Source organism: Mycobacterium heckeshornense (genome assembly GCF_016592155.1).
Taxonomy (GTDB): domain Bacteria; phylum Actinomycetota; class Actinomycetes; order Mycobacteriales; family Mycobacteriaceae; genus Mycobacterium; species Mycobacterium heckeshornense.
Genome location: NZ_AP024237.1, coordinates 3,328,230 through 3,343,390, shown reverse-complemented (window position 1 = coordinate 3,343,390; position 15,161 = coordinate 3,328,230). Strand labels below are relative to the sequence as shown.

Here is a 15,161-nt window from a genome sequence, read left to right as displayed (position 1 = left end):
CTATCGCGGAGCCGACAAAGCACCCGCCGGCGAGGCGTCAGCGCGTCGCCGCGAAGCATAAGTCGGGTCGTGCAGTCGGCTGAGACCGCAACCGCGGCCGCCGTCACCGTGTGGCGGCTCTCCCGGCCAGCTTGGCGCCGAAGAAGTCCCGCATCGCCGCCCAATGCCGCTCGGCGGCGGACTCGTCGTACGGCGGATTGTCCGGGACCGCGAACCCATGCTCAGCCGGGTACGTCTCGATCGTGTGCTCGACACCGGCCGCGGTCAGCGCCTTGTCGAGCTGCTCGGCCTGCTCGGGAGTGAACGAGCCGTCGTTCTGGGCTCCCGCGACGTAAACCGCCGCTTGGATCCGGTCGGCCAACAGGTGGGGGCTGTCCGGGCTCTCGGTCGCCAGCCCGCCACCGTGGAAGGAGGCGGCCGCCGCGACCCGCTCCGGTTGACGCCCGGCGACCACCAGCGAGGTCCGTCCGCCCATGCAGTAGCCGGTGGTGCCGAATCTGTCGCCCTTGACCTCGGGGCGGCCGGTCAGGTAGTCGAAGAACGCGGCGGCATCGCGGGCCATCATGTCCGGTGTCACGCTGCCGACCATCGACATCAGCCTCCTGCGCTCGGCCGGGTCGCTGAACGCTGTGCGCATATCCAACGGCTCCCAGTTGCCGTGGCGGTAATACACGTCGGGCAGCAGCACCGCGTAGCCGAAGCCGGCCAGCTTGGCCGCCATGTCGCGGAAGGTGTCGCGCACCCCGCCGGCGTCGGGATACATGACAACGCCGGGCCAGGGGCCGTCACCATCGGGGGTGAACAGCTGGACGGTACAGGTGCCATCGGCAGTGGTAATGGTGTCGGTAATATGCGGCATGGCATCCGTTCTACTCCCCCCGTTGCGACGTAAGCTGGGCGGCGTGCCGATCGCTACGCCGTACGAGGATCTGCTGCGGCTGGTGCTGGAGCGGGGCACACGCAAGTCCGACCGCACCGGCACCGGAACCCGCAGCCTGTTCGGCCAGCAGATGCGCTACGACCTGTCGACCGGCTTCCCGCTAATCACCACCAAGAAAGTGCATGTCAGATCGGTGATCTACGAATTGCTGTGGTTTCTGCGCGGCGATTCCAACGTGCGCTGGTTGCAGCAGCATGGAGTCACGATCTGGGACGAATGGGCTTCTCCGACGGGCGATCTGGGGCCAATCTACGGTGTGCAGTGGCGGTCGTGGCCGACCGCGTCGGGTGAGCACATCGACCAGATCCGCGCGGCGCTGGAGCTGCTGCGCACCGACCCCGACTCGCGGCGAATCATTGTCTCGGCGTGGAACGTCGGGGAACTTCACAGGATGGCATTGCCGCCGTGTCACGTGCTGTTCCAGTTCTACGTTGCCGACGGGCGGCTGAGCTGCCAGGTTTATCAGCGCAGTGCCGACCTGTTTCTCGGGGTGCCGTTTAACATCGCCAGCTACGCCCTGCTCACCAATATGATGGCTGCGCAGGCGGATCTGGATGTGGGAGAGTTTATTTGGACCGGTGGCGACTGCCATATCTACGACAACCACGTCGAGCAGGTGCGCCTGCAGCTCGGTCGCGAACCTCGGCCATATCCGCAAATCGTTCTGGCACACCGAGATTCGATATTCGATTACACCTATGAGGACATCGTTATCAAAAATTACGATCCGCACCCGGCGATCAAGGCCCCCGTCGCCGTATGACCGCGCCGACGACGATGCAGAGCGGACCAATGAGGAGGAGTGGCGCACATGGGGGACGTGGGCCTGATCTGGGCTCAATCGACGTCGGGCGTCATCGGCCGCGCCGGCGGTATCCCGTGGCGGTTGCCTGAGGACCAGGCCCGCTTCAAACGGCTCACCTCGGGTCACACCGTGGTGATGGGCCGGCGGACGTGGGAGTCGTTGCCGGCCACAGTGCGGCCGCTGCCGGGCCGCCGAAACGTCGTGCTGACCCGTCAAGCGGACTACGTGGCCGAAGGCGCCGAGGTTGTGGGAACTCTCGACCACCTCCTGCGGGACGGCGAGGTGTGGATTATTGGGGGCGCAGAGCTCTACACGCTCGCGCTTCCGGTGGCGTCCCGCTGCGAGGTCACCGAGGTCGACATCGACCTGCCCCGCCAGGACGGCGACGCGCTGGCCCCGGTGCTCGACGAGACCTGGCGCGGCACGACGGGGCAATGGCTGACCAGCGGCTCCGGGCTGCGGTATCGATTGTGTAGCTACTGGCGTTGTCCAGCAGCAGTGGGTGAACCGTGACATACTCAACGTGGGTCGGTTTTAGTGCATCTACCAGGTGTTTCAGAAAGGGGAGCAGGCCGTGAAAACCAGACCCGCAGACAGGTTTCCTCGCGTTCTCCTGGGCTACGATCCGATGGCCGTTGACGCCTGCATCGAGGAGTTGACCGCGGAGCGACAGGTACTACTCGACGAGATCGAGAGCCTCAAAACCCGGCTGAAGACGTCAGGCGATGAAGCCGCCGCGCTGCGAAAAGAGGTCGCGCTCCTCAACGACACCTCGCAATCGCCGCACGCGATGGCGCATCGCATGGCCAAACTGCTGCGGCATGTGGTCGACGAGGTGACCGAGATGCGAGCCGAGGCGAAGGCCGAGATGGAAGCGTTGGTCGCGGCCATCGAGTCGGATGCCGAGGACGCGCGGCGGAAGCATGATGAGCTGTTGGCGGAGGCGGAAGCGCAGCGAAGCGCCACCGAAGCCGAGTGCGCGGAAGCCAAACAGGAACTCGAAGCAGAACTTGCCAGGATGCGTACTGAAACCCAATCGGCGATCGAGGACGCGTGGCAGAAGGCCCAGCAGGAGCGGGACCAACTGCTCGCCGACGCCAGGCGCGAGGCCGATGATTGTCGCGAGCAGGCCCGGCGCGTGGTCGACGAGGCGAATCTGCAACAGATCAAGATCCTTGAGCAACTGATGGTCGTCTACCGCGGGCTGGAGGCGGTCCCTGCGATGCTCGAATCGGCACACCAGGAAGGACGCGAGCCATCCAGCGACGGCGTCGTGGTCCCGTTTGAGCAGAAAAGCAGCGCGGGGTGAGACTTCGCCGAGCTTGCGGGCGGAGCTCGGCCTTGACGGTCAGCCGATCAGCGGGGTTGGTAGCACCACCGGGGAACCAAACCGTCCGAGATCCCGGTCAGCCGACCACAGTTCGCGTACCCCATGGGCCAAGCACCGTGCTGCGATGCCGACGTCGTGCACCGTCGAGCCCGTCGGCGTGATCCAAGCCGGGCGATAAGGTGAGCGCCGTGGCCGAGACCGCGCCGCTGCGCGTGCAGCTGATCGCCAAGACCGAGTTCTTGGCGCCTCCCGACGTGCCGTGGAGCACCGATGCCGACGGCGGCCAGGCCCTCACCGAATTCGCGGGCCGGGCCTGCTACCAGAGCTGGTCTAAACCGAACCCGAAGACCGCGACCAACGCCTCCTACCTCCGGCACATCATCGACGTCGGGCATTTTTCGGTGCTCGAGCATGCGAGCGTGTCGTTTTACATCACCGGGATTTCGCGCTCCTGCACCCACGAGTTGATCCGCCACCGCCATTTCTCGTACTCGCAGCTGTCGCAGCGCTACGTGCCGGACCGAGACTCCCGGATCGTTGTGCCGCCCGGCATGGAAGACGATCCCGAACTGCACCAGATCCTCGCCAGCGCCGCCGATGCCAGTCGCGCCACCTACACCGAACTGCTGGCCAAGCTGGAAACCAAGTTCGCCGATCAGCCCAACGCGGTGTTGCGGCGCAAACAAGCTCGTCAAGCGGCTCGCGCGGTGCTGCCTAATGCCACCGAAACGCGAATCGTGGTCACCGGCAACTACCGGGCGTGGCGGCACTTCATCGCCGTGCGGGCCAGCGAGCACGCCGACGTGGAAATCCGGCGGCTGGCGATTGCCTGCCTGCGCCAGTTGGTCGACATCGCCCCCGCGGTCTTCGCCGACTTCGAGATCACCACCCTGGCCGACGGCACCGAGGTCGCTACCAGTCCGCTGGCCACCGAAGCGTGAGCCGGGCGGAAAGCTCCTGTCGCGAACGGGCGCGCCAACGCGCGGCGATGGGCGGGGTTCGGCGCACCGACGCGCCCGCTCACGCCCGGGGTTAGGGCAGGTAGCCTTGGGACCGTGAGCACCGGCGGATTCGACGTGCACGCCCGCCTGGGCACCCTGCTGACCGCGATGGTGAGCCCGTTCGCCCCGGACGGCTCCCTGGACACCGCCGCCGCGGCACGGCTGGCCAACCACCTCGTCAATGCCGGATGCGACGGCCTGGTGGTGTCCGGGACCACCGGCGAATCGCCGACCACCACCGACGACGAGAAGCTCCGGCTGCTGCGGTCGGTGCTGGAAGCGGTCGGCGATCGCGCGCGTGTGGTTGCCGGCGCAGGCACCTACGACACCGCCCACAGCATCCGTCTTGCCAAGGCCAGCGCAGCCGAGGGGGCGCACGGCCTGCTGGTGGTTACGCCGTACTACTCGAAGCCGCCCCAGTCCGGGCTGATCGCGCACTTCACCGCCGTCGCCGATGCCACGGAGCTGCCGGTGCTGTTGTATGACATCCCGCCCCGCTCGGTGGTCCCCATCGAACCCGACACCCTCCGGGCCCTGGCGGCTCACCCCAACATTGTGGGCGTCAAAGACGCCAAGGGTGATCTGCACCGTGGTGGACAGCTGATGGCCGAAACCGGGCTGGCGTATTACTCCGGTGACGACGCGCTGAACCTGCCCTGGCTGGCGATGGGAGCCGTCGGTTTCATCAGCGTGATTTCTCATCTGGCCGCCGGTCAGCTGCGAGAGATGTTGTCGGCCTTCCAGTCCGGGGATGTGGCTACCGCCCGCAAGATCAACGCTGAGATCGCACCGCTGTGTGACGCGATGAGCCGTCTGGGCGGGGTGACGATGGCCAAGGCGGGTCTGCGGCTGCAGGGCATCGACGTCGGGGACCCGCGGCTGCCCCAGATGCCGGCAACCCCGCAGCAGGCGGAGGAGTTGGCCACCGACATGCGCGCGGCGTCGGTGCTGCGGTGAGCCACAAGGTGAGCCGCAGGTGAACGACGAGCTCGGCCCGCCAGGTCCTCTCGCCCCTGGCGGACTGCGGGTGACCGCGCTGGGCGGCATCAGTGAAATCGGCCGCAACATGACGGTTTTCGAGCATTTGGGTCGGCTACTGATCATCGACTGCGGGGTCATGTTCCCCACTCACGACGAACCCGGTGTCGACCTGATCCTGCCGGACCTGCGGCATATCGAAGGCCGGCTCGACGACGTCGAGGCGTTGGTGCTCACCCACGCGCACGAGGACCACATCGGAGCCATTCCGTTCCTGCTCAAGCTGCGGCCCGACATCCCGGTGGTCGGCTCGAAGTTCACGCTGGCGCTGGTAGCGGCGAAATGCCGTGAGCACCGGCTCAAACCGGTTCTCGTGGAGGTTAGCGAAGGCCAGCACACCACCCATGGCGTATTCGAGTGCGAATACTTCGCCGTCAACCATTCCATTCCCGACTCGCTGGCCATCGCGGTGTACACCGGGGCGGGAACCGTCCTGCACACCGGCGACATCAAACTCGACCAGCTTCCGCTCGACGGCCGTCCCACCGACCTGCCCGGGATGTCGCGGCTGGGCGATGCCGGCGTGGACCTTTTCCTGTGCGACTCGACCAACTCCGAGATACCCGGCGTCGGACCGTCGGAAAGCGAGGTTGGTCCGACCCTGCACCGGTTGATCAGAGGCGCCGACGGCCGGGTCATCGTGGCGTGCTTCGCCTCCAACGTCGACCGGGTGCAGCAGATCATCGACGCCGCAGTCGCGTTGGGCCGACGGGTGTCGTTCGTAGGCCGTTCGATGGTGCGCAACATGGGCATCGCCCGTGAACTCGGCTACCTGCGGGTGGCCGACTCCGATCTGATCGACATCAGCGTGGCCGAAACGATGCGGCCCGAGCAGGTCGTGTTGATCACGACCGGCACGCAGGGCGAGCCGATGTCGGCGCTGGCCCGCATGTCGCGCGGCGAGCACCGCAGCATCACGCTGACCGCCGGTGACCTCATCGTGTTGTCGTCATCGTTGATACCTGGCAACGAGGAAGCCGTCTACGGCGTCATTGACGAACTCTCCAAGATCGGCGCCCGCGTGGTCACCAATGCTCAAGCGCGGGTGCATGTTTCGGGTCACGCGTATGCCGGCGAGCTGCTGTTCCTCTACAACGGGGTGCGACCGCGCAATGTGATGCCGATCCACGGCACCTGGCGGATGCTGCGCGCCAACGCCGCCCTGGCCGCCCGCACCGGGGTGCCGCCGGAGTCGATTCTGTTGGCCGAGAACGGTGTCAGCGTCGACCTTGTTGCCGGTAAGGCCCGCATCGCGGGAGCTGTGCCGGTCGGCAAGATGTTCGTCGACGGTCTTGTCACGGGCGACGTCGGCGAGATCACTCTGGGTGAACGGCTGATCTTGTCGTCGGGGTTCATTGCGGCAACTGTGGTGGTGCGACGCGGCACCGGGCGTGCGGTGGCGCCACCGCATCTGCTCTCGCGCGGTTTTTCCGAAGATCCCAAGGCACTGGAGCCCGCGGTGCGCAAGGTCGAAGACGAGCTGGAGTTGCTCGCCAAGGAGAACGTCACCGACCCGATCCGGATCGCCCAGGCGGTGCGCCGGACCGTCGGCAAATGGGTGGGGGAAACCTACCGGCGCCAGCCGATGATCGTGCCGACCGTGCTGGAGATCTGACGTTCAGCGCTTCTCGGCGTACGCCGACCATTCGATCTGCGACGCGGTGAGGTTGCGGCCTGTCGGCTGGACATAGCGGTGAACCAGCTGCTCGGGCCCGACCTGCTCGATCAGCCGCCAACTGTATCCGGCGAGAAACCCCGCCACGTCCTCGGGTTGTAATCCGAAGTGCCACAGCTGTCGTCGCTGGCGCGTTCTGCGGTACAGCTTAGGGGTCCCGTACAGGTTTCTCCCTTCGATGAAGTCGCGGCGCACGTAGGTGAACACCAGCCGGCTGCCCGCAGCCACCGGCCGCAGTCCGTCCAACGTGGCTCGAACAGCGTGTTCGGTGAGGTACTGGGTCACCCCTTCCCAGATGAAAAAGACCCGATAGTCGGTGAGGTAGCCGTATTCAGCCAAAGCAGTGAGCACGTCGTCGCGCTCGAAGTCCACCGCCACCAACCGAACCGAGCGGGGCAACGCGCCCAGCACACGGCGCACGGCGGCTGACTTTCTGGCGATGTTGACCGCAAGATCCACCTCGAAGACCGGGATCTGGGTGCGCCGCGCCAACTGGTAGGCGCGGGTGTCCAATCCCGCACCCAGGATGACGACCGCATCGATGTCGTCGAGCGCGTCGTCGAGCTTGTCGGCGACGAACTGCTTACGGCAGGTCAGATTGGCCCACAACCCGGGGCCGGACCGGTCCATCGCCGCGATGAACAGCTTGCGCAGCACGGCAGATCGCGTCGCTTCGGTCAGCCACCGGGCCGGGGCCGGCAGAAACGTTGCCGCCAGGTCATCGTCCACCAGCCGCTGCCCGGGCGGCTGGTGCTGTTCGACAGCTGCCAGTACCATCGGTCCTAAAGCAGTGTGCGCTACCGGATTTCGTGGCATCAGCTACCGCTTGTTCAGAAATCCCGCATCGACCGCCAAGGTGATGCCGGTGACGTAGCGCGCCTGATCGGACACCAGCCACGCCACAGCGTTGGCGATGTCCTCGGGCGCGAGCACCTGCACCGGCAAGGCGTTGCCCATGTCCGGCGGTGAATCGGATTGGGCAACAATCTGGTCCAGCCAGGCTCGGGTCCACTCGTTGTTGATCATCGGCGTATCGACACCGGCGGGGTGTATAGAGTTAACCCGAATGTTATGTGGTGCAAGCAGATTGGCGTAGACGCGCATTAACCCCACCATCCCGTGCTTGGCCGCGGCGTAGCCGATGGAACCGGCGTCGCCGCTGCCGATGCCGGCCAGGCCTGCGGCCGAGCTGATCATCACGATCGACCCGCCGTCGCCTTGCGCGATCATCGTCGGGATTGTTACTTCGACCGTGTGGTGCACGCCGGTGAGGTTGACGTCGATCACGTCACGCCAGCCGTCAGCGCCCGCCTGCATGGGCGCGATCCCGGCGTTGGCCACGACGATGTCCAGCCGACCGAGCTCGTCCAGGCCGGCCTGTAACGCGGCCGCCAGCGACGCGCGATCGCGGACATCGCCTCGGCGGGCTACGACGCGCGCGCCTGTTTCCTCGACCAGCTTGACAGTGGCGGCCAGGTCGTCGGGAGTGGCCAGCGGGTAAGGGACGCTGGCGATCTGCTCGCACAGGTCGACGGCGATGATGTCGGCGCCGTCGGAGGCCAGTCGCAGCGCATGGGCACGGCCCTGGCCGCGCGCGGCGCCGGTGATGAATGCGACTCTGCCGCGCAGGGGCCGGTCCATCAGGGACGGAGCTGTCCCTTGGTGGGGTCGCCGGCGACGACGGGTGTCAGCGTTTTGATGTCCGGTGCCGCGGCCAGATGTTCACCCGCCTCCTTGAACATCGTCGCGATCGCGGGTGCGGTGCTGTGGGCCTGCAGCGCGTCGGCGTCGGCCCATTGTTCGACGAAGACGAAAGTGTTGCCGCTTTCGTGCAGGGCGTAGAGCTGGCAGCCGGGCTCGCCGTGCACGTCGTTGACACCACGCTTTAAGACCTCGCGGACGGTATCCACGGATTCGGGTTTGACCGTGAAGGTGGCGACAACGACGACGGGCATGGTGGCCTCCTCAGGCGGGCAAGCGGCGCGACGAGTGTCACCTTACCGACGCGGCCCGCCGCTCAGGTGCTCGCGTGGCCGTAACCGTGGCCGTAACCAGTGTGGCGAATGGTGTCTATGGTGTTTTTGAGATTAGGCTTGCCACCATGGCTAGTAGGACCGTCGCCCGATCCGGCACCCGAACAGGCAGGTCACAGGCCGCTTCACGGGGTAGTTCCCGGTCCCCTCGCGCCAGGGCATCCCGCAAACGCCTCAGGAAGCGCCGCACCGGGTCGCTGCCCGTCACCATCGGGCTGAGCTGCGCAGATGCCGTGCGCAGCACGTGGCTGCTGGTGGCCAGAACCGCCGGCGCTGCCGCGCGCTCGGTGGGTCGTGCCCGCGACATCGAGCCCGGCCACCGCCGCGACGGGATCGCGCTGATGCTGCTGGGTGTCGCCGTCGTCATCGCGGCCAGCTCGTGGTTCGACGCCGCCCGCCCCGTCGGGGCATGGGTGGACGCGGTGCTGCGAATGTTCGTCGGCTCGGCCGCCGCCGTGCTGCCGGTAGTCCTCACTGCCGCCGCCGTCACACTGATGCGCACCGAGCCCAACCCCGACGCGCGGCCCCGGCTGATCCTCGGGGCGGCGTTGGTGGGGCTGTCGGTGCTCGGCCTGTGGCATCTGTGGGCCGGTTCACCGCAGGGCCCCGGTGCGCGCCGGCACGCAGCGGGTTTCATCGGCTTCGCCATCGGCGGGCCGCTCTCGGAGGGGGTGACCGCATGGATCGCGGCGCCGCTGCTGTTCATCGGCGCGCTGTTCGGTCTGCTGCTGCTGACCGGGACCACGATCCGAGAAGTTCCCGAGGCGCTGCGCGCCATGTTGGGCACCCGGGCCTGGTACGGTGAGCCCGACATCGCTGGCCTCAAAGAGGTTGCAGCAGAGGACTATTCGGATGGCTACTACGACGACGGCGAAGCACAGCCATGGTTGTCGGGGCAGGATCCGGTCACGCCGGACGACACTCCCACCATCCCGGAGCCGAGTGTTCGCAGCGGCCGTCGCGCCGACCGATCGGCCCCCAAACACGAGACGCTCCCGCTGGACCGGGTGGTCGAAGGGCCCTACACGCTGCCGTCGCTGGACCTGCTCGTCAAGGGTGACCCGCCGAAACGGCGCAGTCCGGCCAACGACCGCATGGTGGAAGCCATCACCTCGGTGCTGCAGCAGTTCAGGGTCGACGCGGCTGTCACCGGCTGCACCCGCGGGCCCACCGTCACCCGCTATGAGGTCGAGCTCGGCCCGGGCGTCAAGGTGGAGAAAATCACTGCGCTGCAACGCAATATCGCATACGCCGTAGCCACGGAGAGTGTGCGGATGCTGGCCCCGATTCCCGGCAAATCCGCCGTTGGCATCGAAGTGCCCAACACCGATCGTGAGACCGTGCGGTTGGCCGACGTCCTGACTGCACCTTCGACACGCCGCGACCACCACCCGTTGGTGATCGCGCTCGGCAAAGACATTGAAGGTGAATACATTTCGTGGAACCTGGCCAAGATGCCGCACTTGCTGGTCGCCGGGTCCACCGGCTCCGGGAAATCCAGCTTCGTCAACTCGATGCTGGTCTCGCTACTGGCGCGGGCCACCCCGGAAGAAGTCCGGATGATCCTAATCGACCCGAAGATGGTGGAACTGACGCCCTACGAAGGCATTCCGCATCTGATCACCCCGATCATCACCGAGCCCAAGAAAGCCGCCGCGGCGCTGGCGTGGCTGGTCGACGAGATGGAACAGCGCTACCAGGACATGCAGGCTTCCCGGGTGCGTCACATCGACGACTTCAACGCCGCGGTGCGCGCCGGGAAGATCACCGCGCCGCTGGGCAGCCAGCGTGAATACCGGCCTTATCCGTACGTGGTCGCGATCGTCGACGAGCTGGCTGACCTGATGATGACCGCGCCGCGCGACGTGGAAGACGCCGTCGTGCGGATCACCCAAAAGGCCCGCGCCGCCGGCATCCACCTGGTACTGGCCACCCAGCGTCCTTCGGTCGACGTCGTTACCGGGCTGATCAAGACGAATGTGCCGTCCCGGTTGGCGTTCGCCACCTCGTCGCTGACCGACAGCCGGGTGATCCTCGATCAGGGGGGCGCGGAGAAGCTGATCGGCATGGGCGACGGCTTGTTCCTGCCGATGGGCGGCAGCAAACCGATCCGCCTGCAGGGCGCATACATCACCGACGAGGAGATCCACGCTGTCGTCACCGCCTGCAAACAACAGGCCGAACCCGAATACACCGAGGGCGTCACGACCGCCAAGCCCACCGCAGAACGACGTGACGTCGACCCTGACATCGGCGACGACATGGACGTGTTCCTGCAGGCCGTGGAACTGGTGGTGTCCAGCCAGTTCGGCTCCACCTCGATGCTGCAGCGCAAGCTCCGGGTGGGCTTTGCCAAAGCCGGCCGGCTGATGGACCTGATGGAGACCCGCGGGATCGTCGGGCCGTCCGAAGGCTCGAAAGCGCGCGAAGTACTGGTGAAACCCGATGAGCTGGCCGCGACGCTGGCATCGATCCGGGGCGTGGGGGCAGAGGCTCCCGAATAGCGCCGAGCGTGTATTCACGGCGCATTCTGGGCCCAAAACTCGCCAAGGGTGCACGCCCGACGCAACCCCTTCAGGCGTCGATCACCACCCGGTCACCTCTCGCCCGCGACACGCAGATCAGCATCTCGTCGTCGCCCTCTGCGGCGCGGCCCCGGCGATCCACCTGTCCGGCCAGCACCTTGACCTTGCACGTCCCACAGAATCCCTGCTGGCATGAATAGGGGGTTGCCGGGTCACGGTCGAGCATGACGGCTAGCGCCGAGCGGTTCGACGGCACAGACAGCACCCGCCGCGAGCGCGCGAGTTCCAGCTCGAACGGACGCCCGTTGACCACCGGCGGCGGGCTGAACCGTTCGTAATGCAGTGGCGCGTCGGCATATTCGTTGCGTGCTGTGCGCACCGACTCGAGCATGCCGGTCGGCCCGCAGACGTAGACCGCCGTCGCCGGCCCGGCATCGGCCAGCAGGTCGGCGGCGGTGGGCAGTCGGCCACGCTCGTCGTCGGCCCACACGGTGACGCGATCGGGAGCCGCCGCCACCACCTCGTCCAGCAGCGGCATGTATTCCCGGCTGCGGCCGGCATAGACTGCGCGCCAATTGATTCCGTGCGTCTGCGCCAGCTGGATCATGGGCAGGATCGGGGTCACCCCGATGCCGCCGATCACGAACAGCACGTCCCGCTCGTCGGTGACGAGGTAGAACGCGTTGCGGGGGCCTTCGAACACCAGCGTGTCGCCGACGTCGAACGACTCGTGCATCTCGACCGACCCGCCGCCGCCGTCGGCGATCCGGCGCACGGCGATGCGGTAGTCGGTGCGCCGCCCGGGCGGCCCGCACAGCGAGTATTGGCGGCGCCGGCCCGAGGGCAGCCGCACATCGATGTGCGCGCCGGGCGTCCAGGACGGCAGCAGCCTGCCGTCGGGGTCGGCGATCGTCAACGAAACCACGTCGGGACAGAGCAGTTCGCGTTTGGTGACCACTGCCGCGATGGTGCGCTGCACCGGCGCGATCCGCGAGGGCGTCCACCGCGACGCCGACGCCAGGCCGCCGAACAGAACACCCACTCCGTACAACAGGGACAGGATTCGGTCGCGTTTGCGCCGACCGTAGAGGTCGGCCGGTCTGCTGCTCCAAATAGCTTGTGTCACTGGGTTGCTCACTAAGTCGGTCGGATGTCGAAGCGCGCGAACAGCCGCAGCAGCGACGGGCTGATCCGGCGAAGCGCGTAGCCGACCCGCGACTCGGCTGCGATCGGCAACACGGCCGGGCCGGAGTTGACCGCCTTGACGATCGCCTTGGCGACCGCTTCCGGCGGGTAGTTGCGGCGCCGATACGCCGCGTCGGCCTTCTGCCGGGCTTGCTCCTGCTGCTCGGCCGTCATCCCGGCGTAGACGGTGCTCTTGGCGATATTCGTGTTCACGAAGCCCGGGCACACCGCCGTGACCGTGATGCCCTCGTCGGCGAGGTCGGCGCGCAGCGATTCGCTCAACGCCAGCACCGCCGCCTTCGTGGTGCCGTAGGCGACCATGGATTTCGACGGCACAAACGCCGCGGCCGACGCCACGTTGACGATCGTGCCGCCCTGGCCGCGCTCGACCATCTGAGACCCGAACGCCCGGCAGCCGTTGATGACGCCGCGGACATTGATCCCGATGATCGTGTCCCAGTGCTGCGGCGTCGTCTCCAAGAACCGGCCGGCCATCCCGATGCCGGCGTTGTTCACCAGGATGTCGACCACGCCGTGTTTGCTCAGTACTTGTGCGGCAACGTTGTTCATCGCCGCATCGTCGCTGACGTCGGCCTGGTAGACGGCGGACTCGGCCCCGAGCCCCCGCACGGCGTCCGCGGTCTGTTCCGCGGCGGGCAGATCTCGGTCGACGATCACGACGGCGCGGGCGCCGTGGCGGGCCAACTCCAGCGCGGTGGCCCGGCCGATGCCCCCACCGGCCCCGGTGACCAGCGCGAGTTTGCCTGTCACGTCACGCGGCCCGGTGTCCACCCCAGGCTCGCCTGGAGCGGCCGCACCTTCGGTGACCCGGTCGACCCACTCACTGGTCAGCCGGGCGATGACGTCGGGACGCGAGGTCACCACCCAGTGCCCGCCCTCGATCTGGACGATTCTGCGGCGGGCCGGTATCGAGCCGGTGAACCGCTGCAGGGCGGGGGAGACGAAATAGTCTTTGCGCGCCACCAGCACCTGCACCGGGACGGTCGTCTGCGGCAGCTGCTTCGGCGGCGCCAGCATCGGTGCGGGCATGTTGGCGCGGTACAGGTTGAGCCCGTTGAGGTAGTCACGGATCGACCGGTAGGCGGCATGACGCCGGCTGCGTGTGCTCGAGCGGCCGATACGCTCAACGGCCTCAAAGACTTTCACCGTCGCCCGAGTCCGGATCGCGATCTCCGGCGCACCCGGGCACAAGAAGAACCAGATATAGGAGGAGGCCATGATCTGTTTGGCGACGTCGGCGACGGCGCGCGGCGTGCGCGCTGACCGCAGAAACTTGCCCGCGTAGTTCAGGTGCGGCCCCGAGATCGACGTGAACGAAGCCACTTTGGCGCTGACCGAGTCGTCGGTAATCGCCGCCCAGCACTGGATGGAGCCCCAGTCATGGCCCAGCAGGTGGACCCGGCCCACCCCGAGGCTGTCGATCACCGCGCCGATGTCCGAAACCAGTTGCGGGAACTCGTATCCCGAGCGGTCGGGTGGACGTCCTGATTCGCCGGCACCGCGCACGTCGTAGGCCACAACGTTGTAGCGCTCGCTGAGCTCGCTCGCGACCCCGTCCCACACGTGGTGGTTATCCGGATAGCCGTGGACGGCCAAGATGGTCGGGCGTTTGGGGTCGATACCGGTGTAGGCGTGCACCGCCAGCGTGATACCGTCCGACGCGGTCACCGAGGTGGTCATCGCTCCCCGGTGCTCAGTGTGACGCACGGGCAGCGGGTGACCTGGCCAAGTACTCCACCGCGCGTCCCACCCCGCCCAGCTGGGACGGATGGAAATTCGGCTTGTAGTAGGCGCCGATGACCCGCAGGAACTCGAACGGACCGGGTACCAACCCCCTGCGCGCCGCGCGGAAATAGTCGCGCCAGCGGGGTTTGGTCCCCGGGGCCAGGTAGGGGTCAACCGAGTACATGAATCGCACGCCCCGGACGAACAGCCACAACATCGCCGGTGTGACCAGCAGCTGGGTGCGCACCTGTCGCCAGTACCCCGCACGCAGATGCTTCATGGTGTCGAACGCGACGGCTTTGTGTTCGACTTCCTCTGCCCCGTGCCAGCGCAACAGGTCCAGCATCACCGGGTCGGCGCCCAGCGCGTCGAGCTGCGGGGTGTCGAGGATCCATTCACCCAAGACCGCGGTGTAGTGCTCGATGGCCGCCACGATCGACACCTGCTCGGCCAACCAGCGCTGCCGTCGTCTTGGGCTCCACCCCGGCCGGTCGCCGATGAGCTTGGTGAACAGCCAGCGGATCTGGTCGGTGAACGGGGTTGTGTCGATGCCCTTGGCGGCGAAGTGCTCGAGCACACCGGCGTGGGCTTGAGAGTGCATCGCCTCCTGGCTGATGAAACCCTGCACGTCCAGCCGTAGTTGGTCGTCCTGGATCAAGGGCAACGCCTTCTTGAACACCTCGACGATCCACTCCTCACCCGCGGGCAGCAGCAGGTGCAGCACGTTGCAGAAGTGGGTGGCTAAGGGCTCACCCGGCACGTAGTAGAACGGCAGGTTCGCCCAATCGAATTCGACGTCGCGGGCCTGCAGGACGATGCGTTCGTGATCGAGTGAGCTGTCGTGGGGGCCCGCCGCCTGGTCATCGACAGTGAACATCAGGAC

14 protein-coding genes are annotated in these 15,161 nt (G+C 66.9%); 7 read left to right on the top strand and 7 right to left on the bottom strand.

Going from position 1 to position 15,161, the window contains the following annotated elements; genetic code table 11:
• Window positions 1–103 precede the first annotated feature (103 nt).
• On the bottom strand, window positions 104–859 hold the full coding sequence (locus tag MHEC_RS16055; RefSeq protein WP_048891614.1) for a dienelactone hydrolase family protein: 756 nt from the start codon (window positions 857–859) through the stop codon (window positions 104–106).
• Between the two features lie 43 nt (window positions 860–902).
• Here MHEC_RS16055 and MHEC_RS16050 point away from each other — a divergent pair, with 43 nt between their 5' ends.
• From MHEC_RS16050 to MHEC_RS16025, 6 genes are all read left to right on the top strand, one after another.
• The gene (locus MHEC_RS16050; RefSeq protein ID WP_048891613.1) at window positions 903–1,703 is read left to right on the top strand and encodes a thymidylate synthase; all 801 of its coding nucleotides are present in this window, start codon (window positions 903–905) and stop codon (window positions 1,701–1,703) included.
• Window positions 1,704–1,751: 48 nt separating this feature from the next.
• Window positions 1,752–2,258, top strand: coding sequence for a dihydrofolate reductase (locus tag MHEC_RS16045; protein ID WP_048891612.1), 507 nt, complete (start codon window positions 1,752–1,754; stop codon window positions 2,256–2,258).
• Between the two features lie 115 nt (window positions 2,259–2,373).
• The gene (locus MHEC_RS16040; protein ID WP_048891611.1) at window positions 2,374–3,054 is read left to right on the top strand and encodes a cell division protein DivIVA; all 681 of its coding nucleotides are present in this window, start codon (window positions 2,374–2,376) and stop codon (window positions 3,052–3,054) included.
• A gap of 209 nt (window positions 3,055–3,263) precedes the next feature.
• Window positions 3,264–4,016 (top strand): FAD-dependent thymidylate synthase, encoded by a 753-nt coding sequence (gene thyX / locus MHEC_RS16035; RefSeq protein ID WP_048891639.1) that lies wholly within the window; start codon window positions 3,264–3,266, stop codon window positions 4,014–4,016.
• A gap of 114 nt (window positions 4,017–4,130) precedes the next feature.
• Window positions 4,131–5,033, top strand: a complete 903-nt coding sequence (gene dapA / locus MHEC_RS16030) for a 4-hydroxy-tetrahydrodipicolinate synthase (RefSeq protein WP_048891610.1) — start codon at window positions 4,131–4,133, stop codon at window positions 5,031–5,033.
• Window positions 5,034–5,052: 19 nt separating this feature from the next.
• Window positions 5,053–6,729 (top strand): ribonuclease J, encoded by a 1,677-nt coding sequence (locus MHEC_RS16025; RefSeq protein WP_048891609.1) that lies wholly within the window; start codon window positions 5,053–5,055, stop codon window positions 6,727–6,729.
• 3 nt (window positions 6,730–6,732) lie between these two features.
• On the opposite strand, the gene MHEC_RS16020 is transcribed toward MHEC_RS16025, so the two are convergent.
• The 3 genes from MHEC_RS16020 to MHEC_RS16010 are packed head-to-tail and all read right to left on the bottom strand — an operon-like array spanning window position 6,733 to window position 8,744.
• Window positions 6,733–7,605: an SAM-dependent methyltransferase gene (locus tag MHEC_RS16020; RefSeq protein WP_048891608.1), complete on the bottom strand. Its 873-nt coding sequence runs from the start codon at window positions 7,603–7,605 to the stop codon at window positions 6,733–6,735.
• Between the two features lie 3 nt (window positions 7,606–7,608).
• Window positions 7,609–8,433, bottom strand: a complete 825-nt coding sequence (locus tag MHEC_RS16015) for a mycofactocin-coupled SDR family oxidoreductase (RefSeq protein ID WP_162490229.1) — start codon at window positions 8,431–8,433, stop codon at window positions 7,609–7,611.
• Complete coding sequence (locus MHEC_RS16010; protein WP_048891606.1) at window positions 8,430–8,744, bottom strand: putative quinol monooxygenase; 315 nt, start codon at window positions 8,742–8,744, stop codon at window positions 8,430–8,432. The genes MHEC_RS16015 and MHEC_RS16010 overlap by 4 nt, the downstream gene beginning before the upstream one ends.
• A 146-nt stretch (window positions 8,745–8,890) precedes the next feature.
• On the opposite strand from MHEC_RS16010, the gene MHEC_RS16005 reads away from it, so the two are divergent.
• A complete protein-coding gene (locus tag MHEC_RS16005; protein ID WP_048891638.1) occupies window positions 8,891–11,326 on the top strand; it encodes an FtsK/SpoIIIE family DNA translocase in 2,436 nt (811 codons plus the stop codon).
• Between the two features lie 70 nt (window positions 11,327–11,396).
• Here MHEC_RS16005 and MHEC_RS16000 read toward each other — a convergent pair whose 3' ends face one another.
• From MHEC_RS16000 to MHEC_RS15990, 3 genes are read right to left on the bottom strand one after another with little or no spacing between them, the layout of a single operon-like run.
• A complete protein-coding gene (locus MHEC_RS16000) occupies window positions 11,397–12,473 on the bottom strand; it encodes a PDR/VanB family oxidoreductase (RefSeq protein ID WP_048891637.1) in 1,077 nt (358 codons plus the stop codon).
• Between the two features lie 11 nt (window positions 12,474–12,484).
• Window positions 12,485–14,233 carry an SDR family oxidoreductase gene (locus tag MHEC_RS15995; RefSeq protein WP_048891605.1) on the bottom strand — a complete coding sequence of 583 codons (1,749 nt, stop codon included), beginning with the start codon at window positions 14,231–14,233 and terminating at the stop codon, window positions 12,485–12,487.
• Window positions 14,234–14,246: 13 nt separating this feature from the next.
• Window positions 14,247–15,155 (bottom strand): metal-dependent hydrolase, encoded by a 909-nt coding sequence (locus tag MHEC_RS15990; RefSeq protein ID WP_048891604.1) that lies wholly within the window; start codon window positions 15,153–15,155, stop codon window positions 14,247–14,249.
• Window positions 15,156–15,161: the final 6 nt, after the last annotated feature.

What these genes read in the sequence shown, in the direction of transcription:
- MHEC_RS16020 (WP_048891608.1), bottom strand. Translation starts at nt 7,605, where the DNA reads ATGCCACGAAATCCGGTAGCGCACACTGCTTTAGGACCGATGGTACTG.
- MHEC_RS16055 (WP_048891614.1), bottom strand. Translation starts at nt 859, where the DNA reads ATGCCGCATATTACCGACACCATTACCACTGCCGATGGCACCTGTACC.
- MHEC_RS16010 (WP_048891606.1), bottom strand. Translation starts at nt 8,744, where the DNA reads ATGCCCGTCGTCGTTGTCGCCACCTTCACGGTCAAACCCGAATCCGTG.
- MHEC_RS15995 (WP_048891605.1), bottom strand. Translation starts at nt 14,233, where the DNA reads ATGACCACCTCGGTGACCGCGTCGGACGGTATCACGCTGGCGGTGCAC.
- MHEC_RS16045 (WP_048891612.1), top strand. Translation starts at nt 1,752, where the DNA reads ATGGGGGACGTGGGCCTGATCTGGGCTCAATCGACGTCGGGCGTCATC.
- MHEC_RS15990 (WP_048891604.1), bottom strand. Translation starts at nt 15,155, where the DNA reads ATGTTCACTGTCGATGACCAGGCGGCGGGCCCCCACGACAGCTCACTC.
- MHEC_RS16040 (WP_048891611.1), top strand. Translation starts at nt 2,374, where the DNA reads ATGGCCGTTGACGCCTGCATCGAGGAGTTGACCGCGGAGCGACAGGTA.
- MHEC_RS16005 (WP_048891638.1), top strand. Translation starts at nt 8,891, where the DNA reads ATGGCTAGTAGGACCGTCGCCCGATCCGGCACCCGAACAGGCAGGTCA.